This is a genomic window from Rhizomicrobium palustre (genome assembly GCF_011761565.1).
In the GTDB taxonomy this organism is placed as follows: Bacteria; Pseudomonadota; Alphaproteobacteria; order Micropepsales; family Micropepsaceae; genus Rhizomicrobium; species Rhizomicrobium palustre.
Window position 1 is genome coordinate 2,736,240 of the sequence record NZ_JAASRM010000001.1, and the last position, 15,218, is coordinate 2,751,457.

The following is a 15,218-nucleotide window of genomic DNA, read 5'->3' on the forward strand; positions in this document are numbered from 1 at the left end:
CGCGCCATGCTTCGGCCGGGATGACAATCACGGAAACACCGGCTTCTGCGCTTTCACATATTCTTCCCACTCGCCGCGGGAATGGAAATCGAGGCCCTTGTCCCAGCAGCCGCCCGAATAATAGGTGAAGGGCTTTCCGGGCGTGACCTTCACCAGCACCAGGAAATTCTCCGCATCCTGAACAAAGCCGGCGACCTGCGCGGGATCGACCATCAGGGCGAGGCCCATCGTGCCTTTATCGGGATCGGTTTTCTCCCATACCACCAGCTTGCCGCTCGTGGCGTCCCAGCTGTAATCGCCCGCCTTGTCGGACGTGGCTTTCTTGTTGATGCCAATCCCCACCACCAATTCCGAAGGATCGTCAGACGAAATCGTCGAGACTTGTTTGGTGAAATTGGTGCCGAGCGGCAGCGAGAGCTCGCGATGCTCCCAGACCTTGCGCACCACATCCACCGGCCAGGGCGCATACTCCAGACTGAACGACGCCACTTCCGGCCCCGGATTCAAGATCTTGAAGCTTCTGTAGTTGCGCGAGGTCCAAAGCTTGTTCGCATACCAGATGCCGAGCCCGCCATCGCCGCGCGCCGCGCCGACATTGTAGAAATCGAGCCCGTCGCCATGGAAATCATGCTGATGGCCGGTGGCGAGCTGGCGTTCCATGAAGGGATAGCGCACGCGCTTACCCCAGATATCGATGCCGGAGCCCGACGGCGGCTCATATTTTTCCAGTGCGGGGCCATAAAGCCGGTGGGCGATGCGGTCGTTCTCCCACAGGATATCGTCATAGCGGTACGGCGCATAGCGCACGATGGCGGCGGGCTTGTCTTCGCCCTGTTTCGGCGGGGCGAGCTGGAATGCCATGCGGGGCAACGTACCGCCCGAAGCCTTCGCCGGATCATAAGAAAGCGGATCGGCGGTCTGCGGCTTGGAAAGATCGCCATTGGGCTCAGCGATCGGCAAGGCGCTGATGGGCTCGCCGAGCTTCATCACTTCAAGCCCTGCGAGGATAAAGGCGCCTTGCGCATAGGGGGCGGTGTCTTCGGGGGCGGGCGGCACCGGGCGATCGCCAATCTTCTGTACACTGCCTAATAAGCCGCTCGGCAACAGATGCGCATTCAGCGCTGCCCAGCCCTTCAACACATGCGGCAGATATTTCTTCCGCTCCAAAATCCCATGATTGATGCCGAAGGCCAGCGCATAGGTGTAAAAGCCCGTGCCAGAGGTTTCGCCTTCCGGCGCTGCTTTGGGATCAAGGAGGTTCGTGGTCCAAAGCCCGTCCGGGCGCTGCAGGGTTGCGATCTTTTCCGCCATCTCCTGGAACAGCTTCACATAGCGCGGGCGGCTGGCAAAATCCGCCGGCATGGATTCCAGCACCCGCGCGGTGCCCGCCATCACCCAGCCATCGCCGCGCGACCAGAAAATCTTTTTGCCGCTATCGCTTTTCTTCCCAATGAAGCGCTCATCGCGATACATCAGATGCTCGTCGCGGTCATAGAGCTTCTCGGTGGTCCGCCACCACTGCACATCCATGGCCCCCAGATAGCCGCTATCACCGGTTAAAGCCGACATCCGCGCCAGCACCGGCGGGGCCATGAACAAGGCATCGCACCACCACCAGACCAGCTTTTCCGGTTCCGGCTGGCGGGTCAGATGGGGCAGTTGGAAATCGAGGCGCTGGCGCAGCGGCAACAGCGTGCCCGGTTCGCGCCGCCGCGCATAAAGCTCTTCATAGAGATCGCCCATCGCCACGTTATCGGCATGCAGCATGCCGGTCATCGTTGTGGCGCCGGTGAGGGCATAATTGAAATGTCCCGCCACCTCCGAAAGAAAGTTCAGCGTCGTGGGGTCTTTTGTCACCCGCGCCAGCTTGGCCGCGCCGACATAATAGGCCGCCGATACCCAGCCCGCGGAAATCTCTTTCGGCGCATTGACGCCATTCATCGGCATGGCGCTTTCACGCATGGATTTGATCTCGGCGGCGCTGGCGCGATCCAGGGTTGCGAGCACGGTTTGGGGATCGGGCAGGGGCTCGGCCGAAGCTGCGGACATGACGCCCAGCGCCAAAGCCAGGATGAGCTTTTTCAATTATTCCTCCCCCATATTTCTTTTTCTCTTAGCCGCGTGTTTGGGCTGCTTCTCTGGCCGCGATTTGACCACCTGATCGGTTCGCCCGCCAACCCCGGCACCGTTAGCAAAATATTCCTGCTGCCGCCACGCGACCTGGCGCGCCTTTAAACTTTGCGTGAAGCGACCGCTAACACAGGCAAAATCTGTGCACCCGCTTTGCGCTTCTTGTCGCTCCCTGTTGTTGGCGCGGCAGGGCCTCTCTATTGTCCGAGAAGTGCGATTTGGCCGGTCCGAGCCGTCGCTAAACATAAAAAGGGGAATGCTCCATGCGGAGAGGGATAGTGCTGGCAGCGGTTTTGACTGCCGCTTTTGGCGCCAACGCGCTCGCAGAGAACGCGACGCTCACCGTGCACGCCGATAAGCCGGGCGCGGTCATTAACAAGTACATCTATGGCCAGTTTTCCGAGCATCTCGGCACCGGCATTTATGGCGGCATTTATGTCGGCAAGGATTCCAAAATCCCCAACACGCGCGGCATGCGTAATGACGTGATTGCGGCGCTGAAGGATCTGCATGTTCCCTTGGTGCGCTGGCCGGGCGGCTGCTTTGCCGATGAATATCACTGGCGTGATGGCATCGGGCCGAAGCGGGTCACCCGCATCAACACCAATTGGGGCGGGGTGCCTGATCCGAACACTTTCGGCACGCATGAATTCTTCGATTTCGTTGAGCTGATCGGCGCCGATGCCTATGTGAACGCGAATATGGGCACCGGCACGGCGGCGGAAGCAGCCCAATGGCTGGAATATATGACCGGCGATCAGGACACGACTCTGGTGCAGGAACGCAAGGCCAATGGCCGCGACAAGCCCTTCAAGGTGTCGATCTATGCGCTGGGGAACGAGACCTGGGGCTGCGGCGGCAACATGCGCGGCGAGTATTATGCCGACCAGTATAACCAGTGGGCTACCTTCATGAAGACGGCGCAGAAGCCTGGTCCGCTCATGCTGGCAAGCGGCGACCGCAGCGGCGAGGCGATCGACTTCACCAAGGCGCTGATGGCCAACCGCCGCGCGCCGATGGATGGCATCTCGCTGCATTACTACACCACCCTCGGCAAGTGGGAGGACAAGGACAGCGCGCTCGGCTTCAACGAGTCCGGCTGGATCACGACCCTGTCGCAGACCTTGAAGATGGACGGCTTCATCAAGAACCATGACGACGTCATGACCGAAGCCGAAAAGAAGACCGCGGCGGAAGGCGGGCACAAGAACAAGGTCGGTCTTTACATCGATGAATGGGGCACCTGGTATAAGCCCGAGCCCGGCTCCAATCCCGGCTTCCTGGTCCAGCAGAACACCATCCGCGATGCGCTGGTGGCGGCGGCCAACCTCAACATCTTCCACAAGCACGCTGATCGCGTGACGATGACCTCCATCGCCCAGACGATCAATGTGCTCCAGGCCATGATCCTGACCGACGGGCCGAAGATGGTCAAAACCCCGACCTATTGGGCGTTCTATATGTACAAGCCCTTCCAGGATGCGACCTCGCTCCCGGTCGATATCAAGTCGGGCACCTACAGCTATGGCGGCGTCACCATTCCGCAGGTTTCGGCCTCTGCTGCCAAAGCCAAGGATGGGTCTATTGTGATCGGCCTTGCCAATCTTGATCCGCACAAGCCTGCCTCGATTGCGGCGGCGCTGGATGGCGTCAAGGGCACGGTCGTGAGCGGCCAGATCCTCACTGGCGATGCCATGGATGCGCATAACAGCTTCGAAAAGCCCGATGTGGTGCATCCGGTGGCCTTCACCGGCGCCAGCCTTTCGGGCGGCAAACTCACCGCCACGCTGCCGGCCAAATCGGTCGTGGTGCTGACGATCAAATAAGCGCGTTAAACAAGCGGCTTAGTGGAAAGGGCGGCTCACCAGCCGCCCTTTTTGTTTGTCTTGCGCCTTTGTCAGGTGTGAGACGGACTAAATGGGCGCTCCGTCATAATTGAGCGGAGGGAGTGGGATATGTTTGGGCTCACTCCGTTCCCTTATGGTCTTCGGCGGCGTGCCACCCGTCCGTGAAGACCAAGGGAAATCTTTTTGAACATTCTCTCCCAGCGTTTTTTCTCCGCCATCGTCTTGGTGGCGGCTGTGGCTTTGTTTGCCGCCGCGCAGGCCGCCACCGGACCCGCCAATGCACATGCGGGGCGCTATGGAGAGGGATGGGCCTGCGACAGGGGCTATCGGGAAGCCAATGGCGCCTGTGTTGGGGTTAAGCTCCCGGCCAATGCGCATCTCAGCGATTTCTATGGCAGCGGCTGGGAATGTGATCGCGGCTTCAATCTGGCCGGAGCAGGATGTGTGAAGGTTGCTGTTCCGGCGAATGGCTATCTCACCAGCGGGGCGGGCGGTGAAAACCGATGGGCCTGCCGGCGCGGGTATCGTCCGGTTGGAAATGCCTGCATCGCGGTGAAAGTGCCCGAGCATGGCTACAGCCTGGAATCGGCTTATGGGCGCGGCTGGAAATGCGGGAGGGGCTTTCGCACCTCCGGTGAGGCCTGCCAGCGCGTCGAGGTGCCCGCCAATGGTTACCTCTCGGATGCGGGCGACAGTTGGAATTGCGAGCGGGGCTATCGGGCGTTCGGCGAGAGCTGTAACGCCGTCGAGCTCCCCCAGCACGCCTATCTCTCCGATTCCGGGGCCGATTGGGATTGCGAGCGGGGTTTCAGCAAAACAGCGTCTGGCTGTGCTGCGGTATCTGTTCCGGCCAACGCCCATTTCAATTACAAGGCCAATGGCTGGGAGTGCGATCCCGCCTACACCCGCCGCAGCGGGGCCTGCGTGCTCCTGCACTGAGCCGCGGCGCGCCCCCCGCATGTCCATCTCCTGTCCGCGCCATGAAATCGCCTCCGCGCCTCTTGGCGGCGGGGTCTCCCGTTCCCATGTCTGGTTGTGGTCTTGAAGGACCCTAAAATTTCTCGTTCTTTGAAAATCGAACCCGCCTCCGGAGCTGGCACGTGCCCAAGAGTTTGGAGGAAAGTTAACAGCAAGGCGAATATCTCGCTCTATCAGCCGCTTACGCTAAAAACACCGGGTTTGAATTGCGAAAATAGATTTCAGGGGGATAGACGGGGGTATCCGCCTCCCAAAACCTTCCATAACAATTACACTGCCGAATGCGCGTCGGTTTTGTAATTTTCTTCCGGCCTCGCATTTGCCGGAATTTGCAGGCATAGAGGGCGGACGCGCCGGAGCTCCGGCCAAACCGTTCCCCCTTGTCCACCTCGTATTAAAGTCCGCATGCGGGCCGTTTCCCGAAAGGTTTCGTTTTGTCTTTTCCGTTGCTTGCCGCCCCCTTCGCGCGTGCCCTTGAAGCCCGCGGCTATGTCAGCCTCACCCCGGTGCAGGAGGCTGTGCTGGCACCCGAGACCGAGGGCCGCGATCTGCTCGTTTCCGCGCAGACCGGTTCGGGCAAGACGGTGGCTTACGGCCTCGCCATGGCGCCCACGCTGCTCGGCGAAGAGGAAGATCGCCTGCCGCGCGCCGATGCGCCGCTCGCGCTGATCATCGCGCCGACGCGCGAACTCGCGCTTCAAGTCGAGACGGAACTCACTTGGCTTTATGCCGGGCTTGGCGCGCGCATCGTCTCTTGCGTCGGCGGCATGGACCCGGTGAAGGAGCGCCGCCAGCTGGAGCGTGGCGCCCATATCGTGGTCGGCACGCCGGGCCGTTTGCGCGATCATCTCGAACGTGGCGCGCTCGATCTCGAAAGCCTCGCCGCCGTGGTGCTGGACGAAGCCGATGAGATGCTCGATCTCGGTTTCCAGGAAGATCTGCAATTCATCCTGGATGCAACGCCGGGGGAGCGCCGCAGCTTCCTGTTTTCGGCAACGCTGCCGGGCCCCATCGTCCGCCTCGCGCGCACCTATCAGAATGACGCCCTGCGCATCGAGGTGACGAGCGACACCAGTGGCCATGCCGATATCGAATATCGCGCCATCCGCATCGCCCATGCCAAGATCGACCGTGCTGTGGTCAACATCCTGCGCGCCATCGATCCGCAATGTGCCCTGGTCTTCTGCGCCACCCGTCTCGCGGTGCAGAAAATGGGCGAGATGCTCGGCGCGCGCGGCTTTCATGCCGTGGTGCTGTCGGGCGAGATGGGCCAGAACGAGCGCAACCGCGCTTTGCAGGCCTTGAAGGATGGCCGCGCGCGGGTGTGCGTGGCAACCGACGTTGCCGCACGCGGACTTGATGTGCCGGGCCTTAGCCTCGTCATCCATGCCGAGCTGCCGAAAGATGCCGAGATCATGCAGCATCGCTCGGGCCGCACTGGCCGCGCCGGTAACAAGGGCGTCTCGATTCTGCTGGTGCCGCCGTCGCGCCGCCGTTTCGCTGAAGGACTGTTGCAGCGCGCCGATGTCCCTTATTCCTGGGCAGATGTTCCGTCTGCGGAAGAAATCGCCGCTACCGACCGCGAGCGTCTGTTGAATGCGCCGGTCTTGACCGAAGCGGGCGACACCGAAGATGCCGTCATCGCCGCGGCGCTGATGGAACGCTATGAGCCGCATCAGATCGCGGCGGCCCTCTCCAAGCTCTACCGCGCCGGTCTGCCTAAGCCGGAAGATGTCGAGGAATATGTCGACAATCCGAAATTCCTAAGCCGCGACGAGCGCAAGGATGATCGCAATACCCGCTTCCGTGAAGGCAAGCGCGAACGCCGCGAGCGTGATGAGCGCGGGCCCCGCCGCGAACGTGGCGAAAGCCGTGGTGAGTGGTCGCCGCGCGAACAAGCCCCGCGCATGCCGCGCGAACGCCGTGAATCCACGGGCGAAGTGCACGCCAAGCTCGCCGAGCGTCATGGCCTGCCGGAAGGCTCGGTTTGGTTCCGCGTCTCCGTCGGGCGCGAGCGCAATGCCGATCCCAAGTGGCTCCTGCCGGAAATCTGCCGCCAGGGCGAGGTGACCAAGAAAGACATCGGTCAGATCCGCATCTTCGATCGCGAGACCCGCTTCGAACTCGACTCCCGCATTGCCGCCGAATTCACCGCCAAGATCGCGGGCCGTGAAAAGGGTGGGGTGGTGATCATGCCCGCCTCTGGTGGTGAGCCTGATTTCACGCCGCCGTCGGAATCCGAGCAGGCCGAGCGTCCGCGTTTCGAGAAGCGCAAGCCGCGCGGCGAAGGCGATGCGCCTTACGCAAAGAAGCCCTACGGCGAGAAGAAGTCGTATGGCGAGAAGAAGTCCTACAGCGAAAAGAAATCCTACGGCGAGAAAAAGCCCTACGACAAAAAGGGCGACAAGAAGCCGTGGGAGAAGAAGCCCCGCGCCGAGAAGTCCGATAAGCCCTATGGCGACAAGCCCTTCGCGGGCAAGCCTGCGAGCGAAAAGTCCTGGGCCAAGAAGGCTGAGGCCGCCAAGCATCCCAAGCCGGAAAAAGCGGTGCGTTTCTCTGATCACGTGGCCGATGAAGAACGCCGCGCTCAGCGTAAAGAGCGCAAGAAGGAAAAGCGCAAGTTGAAGGCCTTGGCGAAAGGCTAAGGCCCGGTTGCGCCAAGCAAATTCGTATGTTTGGCGTTGCGACTAAGGTCGGGGGTGGCACCCCGCCTTGGCCGCTGGTAGCGTCACCGGATGCGCGACCAGACTCCTTCTCATTCCCTCCTTGACGCTCTTCCTTCCGACTGGCGGGAAGCAACCCTTTTAGGTCGTCTTCTCACCCATGATGGCCCCACGCCTGTTCTGGTTTCCGGTGGGCGCCTACGCGATATCTCGCGGGTTGCCCCCACCGTCTCGCAATTCCTGAACGGCAATTTTCGCGGCGAGCTGGGCATAGATCTTGGTCCGCTCGAAGCCTTCGACTTCGCACCCGCTTGGACGGAAGGCGAGGCTGAATGCAAACTGCTTTCGCCCATCGATCTGCAATGCATCAAGGCGGCAGGCGTCACCTTCGCGGTTTCCGCCATCGAGCGGGTGATCGAGGAACGCGCGCGTGGCGAAGCGAGCAAAGCCGAAAGCATCCGCGCCGCGTTGCGTGAGCGTGTTGGTGCCGATCTGCGCTCCGTGAAGCCGGGCTCGCCGGAAGCCATGAAGCTCAAAGAGGCGCTGATCGCCGATGGGCTGTGGTCGCAATATCTCGAAGTCGCCATCGGCCCAGATGCGGAAGTCTTCACCAAGGCGCCGATCCTGTCCTCGGTCGGCTGGGGCGATTACATCGGCGTACGCTCGGATTCGGTCTGGAATAATCCCGAACCGGAAATCGTGCTCGTCTGCAACGGCAAGGGTGAGCCCGTCGGTGCCGCGCTTGGTAATGACGTGAACCTGCGTTGTTTCGAGGGCCGCAGCGCGCTCCTCCTCGGCAAGGCCAAGGATAACAACGCCTCCTGCGCGCTGGGGCCGTTTATCCGCCTGTTTGATGAGAGCTTCACGCTGGATGACGTGCGCCAAGCGGTGGTGCGTCTTGAAATCCATGGCGAGGACCAGTTCCGCCTGGAAGGGCAAAGCTCCATGCGCGAGATCAGCCGCGATCCGCTCGATCTTGCCGGGCAGACGATTGGCAAGCACCATCAATATCCCGATGGCTTTGTCCTCTTTATGGGAACGATGTTTGCCCCCACCGAAGACCGCGATGGCAGCGGCAAGGGCTTCACCCACAAGGTTGGCGATGTGGTGCGCGTCTCCTCCGAAAAGCTCGGCGTGCTGGAGAACAAGGTCACGCATTGTGATCAGGCAAGCCCCTGGCAGTTCGGGGTGGGCGATCTTATCTCTAATCTTGCTGGCCGCGGCCTGCTCGCGGCCAAGGCGGAGGTGCGCAAATGAGCGATACTCTTACCCTCAAGCATTTCATTGGCGGCGAGTGGGTGGGGGGCGAGGCCGGGATTGAAAGCCTCAACCCCTCCGATACGCTCGATGTGGTGGCTGTGGCCCCCAATGATGATGGCGCCGCCACGCGAGACGCCATCGCCGCGGCGCAGGCCGCCTTTCCGTCTTGGTCGCAGGTAAGCCCGGAACTGCGCTCCGATGTGCTCGATAAGGCGGGTACCCTGATCCTCGAACGGCGCGAGGCATTGGGCCGTCTTTTGTCGCGCGAGGAAGGCAAGACCGTTCCTGAAGGTATAGGTGAGGTTACGCGGGCGGGACGCATCTTCAAATTCTTCGCAGGCGAAGCCTTGCGCCGCAGCGGCACCACGGTGGATTCCACCAGGCTTGGTGTTGAAGCGGCGACTTATCGCGAGCCGGTCGGAGTGTTTGGCCTCATCACGCCCTGGAATTTTCCTATCGCCATTCCCGCTTGGAAAGCTGCGCCTGCACTCGCTTATGGCAATACGGTGGTGCTGAAATCGGCTTCGCTGACACCCGCCATCGCCAGCGCCATGACGGCGATTTTGGCTGAAGCGGGCGTGCCCAAAGGCGTGTTCAATCATGTCTTCGGCGGTTCAAAATCCGGCGATGCGCTGGTGGGTGATCCGCGTGTGGCGGGCATTTCCTTCACCGGCTCGCAAAGCGTCGGCGCGGGCATTGCCAAGAAAGCCGCCGAACGCCAAGCGCGGCTGCAAATGGAAATGGGCGGCAAGAATCCGCTTGTTGTGCTGGATGATGCCGATTTCGATCGCGCGGTGATGTGCGCCCTCGATGGCGCTTTCTTCGCCAGTGGTCAGCGCTGCACAGCCTCTAGCCGCGTCCTCGTCACCGAAGGCATTTATGATCGCTTCATCGCGGCTTTGGCCGAGAAGGCGCGGGCCTTGCGTGTCGGCCACGCCTTGGATGCCAATACCCAGATCGGTCCGGTGGCCAGCCAAGGCCAGCTTGATACCTCGCTGCGCTATCTTGAGATCGCGGCGAAGGAAGGCGGGCGTTTGGTGGCGGGCGGCGATCCGCTGAAGCTTGAAACGCCCGGCTATTACCTCGCGCCCGCGCTGCTGGTCGATACCACGGCAGATATGCGCGTCAATTGTGAAGAGATTTTTGGGCCTGTGGGCAGCGTGATGCGGGTCAAGGATTACGAGGAAGCGCTCGCTATCGCCAATCAGGGCGAGTTCGGACTTTCCGCGGGCATCTGCACCACCTCGCTGAAACATGCCCATCATTTCGTGCGCCATGTGCGTGCGGGCATGACTATGACCAACCTGCCGACTGCGGGCGTTGATTACCATGTGCCGTTCGGCGGTACACGCAAATCGAGCTTTGGCCCGCGCGAGCAAGGCGCGGCGGCGATCGAATTCTACACCCTGATTAAGACCTCCTACACCTGGGTGTAATGGGCGCTATAGGCAAACTCTTTTCACGGCAGGTGTGACGCCGATTTAATACGACATGCAAACAAAACCTCACGAAGATGAGGATCAGGCGTTAAGCCGGGGGAAATCGTGACTGCAGGGATTTCGCACAGCATTCCATCCGCCCGTTGGTGGCGCATCATTCCAACAACTATACTCGTCTACATCTTCTCGTTCATGGACCGCACCAATATCAGCTTTGCGATGGCGGGCGGCATGAGTGAGGAGCTCGCCATGTCTGCCACCATGTCGGGCATGGCTGCTGGCGTGTTCTTTGTCGGTTATGTTCTGCCGCAAATGCATATGGGGCATTGGGCCGAGCGCGGGAATGCCAAGCAGTTCATCGGTATCTCTATTCTTCTTTGGGGCGGTTTTTCGGTTATCGCAGGCTTTGTGCATACGCCTGAAGAACTCTTCGTCGTACGCTTTCTCACCGGTGTGGCTGAAGGCGGCGTCTGGCCTGCGATTCTGGTCATCATCAGCCATTGGTTTCCCAATGAGGAGCGAGGTAGGGCCAACGCCTGTTTCCTGATGAACATTGCCGTGGCCTCGATCATCACCGGGCCGCTCTCTGGTTGGATCATTGCCCATTACGGCTGGCGTTGGGTGTTCATTGGCGAGGGCGCGCTGTCGCTCGGCCTGATCTTTGTCTGGTATCCTCTGATCGCCAACAGCCCTGAGACAGCCAAATGGCTCTCGCCTGCGGAGCGGGACTACATCGTTACCCGCATCGCGGCGGAAAAGGCCAAGCTGAAGAATTCTCCCGCCATCAATTATCGCGCGGTGATGAAGGACCCTAATCTCTGGCGTCTGGTGGCGATCTACTTCTTCTATCAGGTCGGCATTTACGGCTTCGCGATGTGGCTACCGACGCTTCTAAAGGAACTCACCAATATCGGGATTGCGGGCGTTGGTTGGCTTTCCACCGTTCCCTATATCGCGATGATCTTCGGGCTTTACACTTTTGCCCATCTTTCCGACGGCAGCGGTAACCGCCGCCGCTATGTCGCTGTACCTATATTGTGTTTCGCGCTCTGCTTCACGCTTTCCACGCTTCTGAAAGCCGATATATGGCTTTCCTTCGGGCTTCTCGTGGGCTGCGGTTTTTTCATGCAGTCGGCCTCCAGCGTGTTCTGGACCATTCCACCAATGCTGTTTCCGCCGGAAGTCGCCGGTGGCGTGCGCGGGATCATCAACGCGCTGGGCAATCTCGGCGGTTTTATCGGGCCGTTTCTGGTTGGCTGGCTCCGCACCCAGTTCAACAGCTACGATGCGGGCGTCTATTTCCTGGCAGCGATGCTGATGGTGGGTTTCCTGCTGGTTTTGAGCTTGCCGCCCAGCACCGCCAGCTATCCGCGCGAGACATGAAAAAAGGCCCTGTAGTGAAGCAGGGCCTGTCCTTTCAATGTGCCTCTATTTGGGGGCTGCGGCGGGTTTGGCATCTTCCGCCGCCGAAGCCGCAACACCTTCCGGCGAACGGCGCCAAGTGAAATAGGCATCCAAAATCTTCAGCCCCGCCATGTTATCGATAGGGCCGGGATAAGGTGTACCCTTCAGGATCATGGCCTGCTGATGGTCTTCGCTGAAAGCGGGCCATTCTGGAACGCCAGGGCTATTCGGTGTGCCGTATTTCGCGAAGTTGGTCCAATAGGTCACCATCGCGTCAGAGGTCACGCGGTCGGAGGCCGAGGGCGTCTCGCCCTTCAAATCCTCCAGATGACCGAAGACATAGGGCACATCGCGCCCATGCCAAGCGCCATAGCCCGCTTGCGGAGAATTGGCGGTATAGTCCGGATGCTGGTCGAAGTAATAGAGATAGGCCTTGGATTTGCCGAGGCTCGATTGCTTCTTCGCCCAGGTCCAGGTGTGCCAGCCAAACGCCGCGTCACGGGAAATATCGCGGGCGGATTTGGGATGGCCGCTTGCGCCGGCGGGATAGACTTCCAGGAGCTTATCGGCGAATTTGCCATAGCGCGCTTTCACGCTGGCGGTGTAATCGGCAGGCGTCGCGAAATGCGAAAAGCTGAGGCCTTCGTCGGAATTATAGCCGACCAGGATCGGCGTATCGTTGAAGCGCTTCTCGTCATAAAGTGTGACCTGATCGGTGGGGATGACATAGCCATCGATGATCGGCCAGGCGAGGCCGCGCGTTGCGCTAACAAGCTTCTCGGCCGGAATCTTACGCAAATCCGCCAATGAATTGGCGCCCGCATTTTTCTGGAAGGTGAGGCCATCCTTTTCCGCCATTGCAAGCAGGCGCATATTCTCGCCAGGTCCGCCGGCCGCGCGCGGCGGTCCGAACGAGCCGCCGCTTTCCGAGATAGCGCCTTCAAACAGACTTTTGGCGAGGGGTGAGGCGCTCAACATGCTGACGGCGATACCGCCTGCAGATTCGCCGAAGATCGTCACTTTATAGGGATCGCCGCCAAAGGCCGCGATGTTTGCTTTGATCCATTTCAGCGCCGCGATCATGTCGAGCAGGCCGTAATTGCCGGAGACATGATTGCGCGTTTCAGCGCTCAGTTCGGGGTGGGCGAGAAAGCCGAGCGTGCCGACGCGATAGGCGATGGAAACCAGCACCACGCCCTTTTTCGCCAGCACTTCGCCGCTATAGCCGGGAATGGAGGTCGCGCCGCCATTGAAGCCGCCGCCATATATCCAGACCAGAACCGGAACCTTGTCCTTCGCGGTTTTCGCCGGGCTCCAGACGTTGAGATAGAGACAATCCTCGCTCATCGGGCCTGCTTTGGGATCTGGCGGTCCAAAGCCGCCTTGCACGCATTGCGGCCCGAACTGATCCGCTTTGCGCACGCCGCTCCATTTGGTTGCAGGTGCGGGCGCACGCCAACGCAGGTCGCCAACGGGTGGCGCGGCGAAAGGAATGCCGCGATACACCGAAAGCCCATCTTCAATGGTGCCTTCCAACTGTCCTTGTTCCACGGTAACGGGTGCGGCGGCGCTCATGGCGCAGCTTGCAGCGATGGCAAGCGCCATCCATAGCATTCTCATTGTTGATCCCTCCCAAAGCGCCGTGATCGGCTTGTTTGAGAGCATGGTAGCTGGGTGGATAGCTCCCGAATAGTCTGATTATTTATATGTCTATTATGCTGGCCCTCCTTCGTGGCCCGCGCAGCAGAAATGCATGACTGACGCAGTCAAATATCTCGCCCGGCCGGTCACATTCGCTTGAAGACATACCTGCCGCAGGTAGTGCCTCACTTCTAATCAGCCATTTTGTCCGGCAAAATGCCGCACAAGTGCAGCCGCAAAATAGAGCTGCCATTCTTGAGGGGAGTCCAATGCGCAGCTTATTTTGCAGTCTATTGATATCCGCGGCTGTGTTGGCACAGCCGAGCGCGGCGGCCGGACAACATCGCGTGGTGCAGGCCGACCTTTCCCGGGTGACCGGGCCACATTCCAATGTGCCGCTTGAAGTCGTGGGGGCAGGGCGCGCTGCTGAAGGGCTTCGCGCGGATTGGCAGGAACAGCTCGCGACGGTGCAATCCGAGATCGGCTTTGGGTATCTGCGTATGCATGGCCTGCTCACCGACGAGATGGGCGTCTATAGCGAGGACAAAGGCGGTAAGCCGATCTTCAATTTCCAATATGTGGATTCGCTTTATGACGCGCTGTTGAAGCTGAAAATCCGCCCCTTTGTGGAGCTGACTTTTGTGCCGTCCAAGCTCGCGGCTGGAACCACGACAGTGTTCTGGTGGAAGGGCAACACCTCGCTGCCGAAGGACCCGGCAAAATGGGCCATGCTGATGCGGGCGCTGGTGGCGCATTTCAAAGAGCGCTATGGCGAGGACGAGATCAACAAATGGTATTTTGAGGTCTGGAACGAGCCGGATATTCGTGGTTTCTGGCCCCATCCGCTGGAAGATTATCTTTCACTCTATAAGACTACGGCTGAAGCGATCCGTGCCGAGTGCGCCAAGTGCCGGATTGGCGGGCCCGCGTCCGCGGTGCCCTATGCGGCGGAAGAGGCGTTCGAGAAATGGCTTCTGGCGAACCCGTCCATTCCCAATGACTTCATCGCGCTGCATGCCTATGGCGTGAATCAGGGTTATCTTGATGAAACGGGGCGCGCCGGCACGGTGATTGATCCTGATCCCAACAGGGTAAGCGGGCGCATGCGCCATTCGCGCGAATTGATCGATGCCACGACGTTAAAAGGGCGGCAGCTGCACTTCACGGAGTGGAGCTCGGCCTATACACCCACCGACTACATGCATGACCAATACCATCAGGCCAGCTTCATCCTGAATGTCGTCAAGCGCGCCACGCCTTACGTGGATTCACTCTCTTATTGGACATTTACCGACATCTTCGAAGAGCTGGGGCCGCGCTTCACGCCCTTCCATGGCGGCTTCGGTCTGATGAATCTGCAAGGCATCAAGAAGCCCGCCTATCACGCATTCAGTTTCCTGCGCCGGCTTTCGGGCGAGGATGTTGTGTCCAAAGACAACGCGTCCTGGATCACCAAAGCCAAGGATGGTTCTATCACAGCACTGTTCTGGGATTATTCGCCGGAGGTGCCACCCAAAGGCAGCAGTGACCAGATTTATTACAAGCAGGAATTGCCTGCCGCATCCAAAGGCAAGGTGACGCTCGATCTGCGCCATGTGCCGGGCGGGCAATATAAGCTTTCGATTTATCAGATCGGCTATCAGCAGAATGACGCCTTCACGGCCTATGCCAAAATGGGTCTGCCGAACCAGTTGACCAAGCCACAGGTCGAAGCCTTGAAACAGGTCAGCACTGGGGCGCCGCAATCGGAGGAGGTAGTTCAGGTAACAGGCGGGCGCTTTACCAGAACCCTGCCGCTCAACGCGAATGACTGCTATGAATTTGTGCTGAGCCCTGTGGGCCGCGCGCCATAGGAA

At 60.1% G+C, this 15,218-nt stretch carries 9 protein-coding genes; 7 read left to right on the forward strand and 2 right to left on the reverse strand.

Annotated elements, in window-relative coordinates; genetic code table 11:
- Positions 1-27 precede the first annotated feature (27 nt).
- Positions 28-2,085 carry a glycoside hydrolase family 88 protein gene (locus FHS83_RS12230; RefSeq protein ID WP_208414582.1) on the reverse strand — a complete coding sequence of 686 codons (2,058 nt, stop codon included), beginning with the start codon at positions 2,083-2,085 and terminating at the stop codon, positions 28-30.
- Between the two features lie 308 nt (positions 2,086-2,393).
- Between FHS83_RS12230 and FHS83_RS12235 the strand changes: the two genes are divergently transcribed.
- From FHS83_RS12235 to FHS83_RS12260, 6 genes are all read left to right on the forward strand, one after another.
- Entirely contained in the window at positions 2,394-3,956 is a 1,563-nt protein-coding gene (locus tag FHS83_RS12235; protein WP_167083237.1) for an alpha-N-arabinofuranosidase, read from the forward strand.
- Between the two features lie 204 nt (positions 3,957-4,160).
- The gene (locus FHS83_RS12240) at positions 4,161-4,916 is read left to right on the forward strand and encodes a hypothetical protein (RefSeq protein WP_167083238.1); all 756 of its coding nucleotides are present in this window, start codon (positions 4,161-4,163) and stop codon (positions 4,914-4,916) included.
- Positions 4,917-5,389: 473 nt separating this feature from the next.
- Positions 5,390-7,600, forward strand: coding sequence for a DEAD/DEAH box helicase (locus FHS83_RS12245; protein WP_167083239.1), 2,211 nt, complete (start codon positions 5,390-5,392; stop codon positions 7,598-7,600).
- A gap of 90 nt (positions 7,601-7,690) precedes the next feature.
- Entirely contained in the window at positions 7,691-8,875 is a 1,185-nt protein-coding gene (locus FHS83_RS12250; protein ID WP_167083240.1) for a fumarylacetoacetate hydrolase family protein, read from the forward strand.
- Positions 8,872-10,314, forward strand: a complete 1,443-nt coding sequence (locus tag FHS83_RS12255) for an aldehyde dehydrogenase family protein (protein ID WP_167083241.1) — start codon at positions 8,872-8,874, stop codon at positions 10,312-10,314. Before FHS83_RS12250 ends, FHS83_RS12255 begins: the two co-directional genes overlap by 4 nt.
- Before the next feature lie 108 nt (positions 10,315-10,422).
- Positions 10,423-11,700, forward strand: coding sequence for an MFS transporter (locus FHS83_RS12260; protein WP_167083242.1), 1,278 nt, complete (start codon positions 10,423-10,425; stop codon positions 11,698-11,700).
- 45 nt (positions 11,701-11,745) lie between these two features.
- Here FHS83_RS12260 and FHS83_RS12265 read toward each other — a convergent pair whose 3' ends face one another.
- Positions 11,746-13,341 carry a carboxylesterase/lipase family protein gene (locus FHS83_RS12265; RefSeq protein ID WP_167083243.1) on the reverse strand — a complete coding sequence of 532 codons (1,596 nt, stop codon included), beginning with the start codon at positions 13,339-13,341 and terminating at the stop codon, positions 11,746-11,748.
- Between the two features lie 290 nt (positions 13,342-13,631).
- Here FHS83_RS12265 and FHS83_RS12270 point away from each other — a divergent pair, with 290 nt between their 5' ends.
- Positions 13,632-15,215, forward strand: a complete 1,584-nt coding sequence (locus FHS83_RS12270; protein ID WP_208414584.1) for a GH39 family glycosyl hydrolase — start codon at positions 13,632-13,634, stop codon at positions 15,213-15,215.
- Positions 15,216-15,218 lie beyond the last annotated feature (3 nt).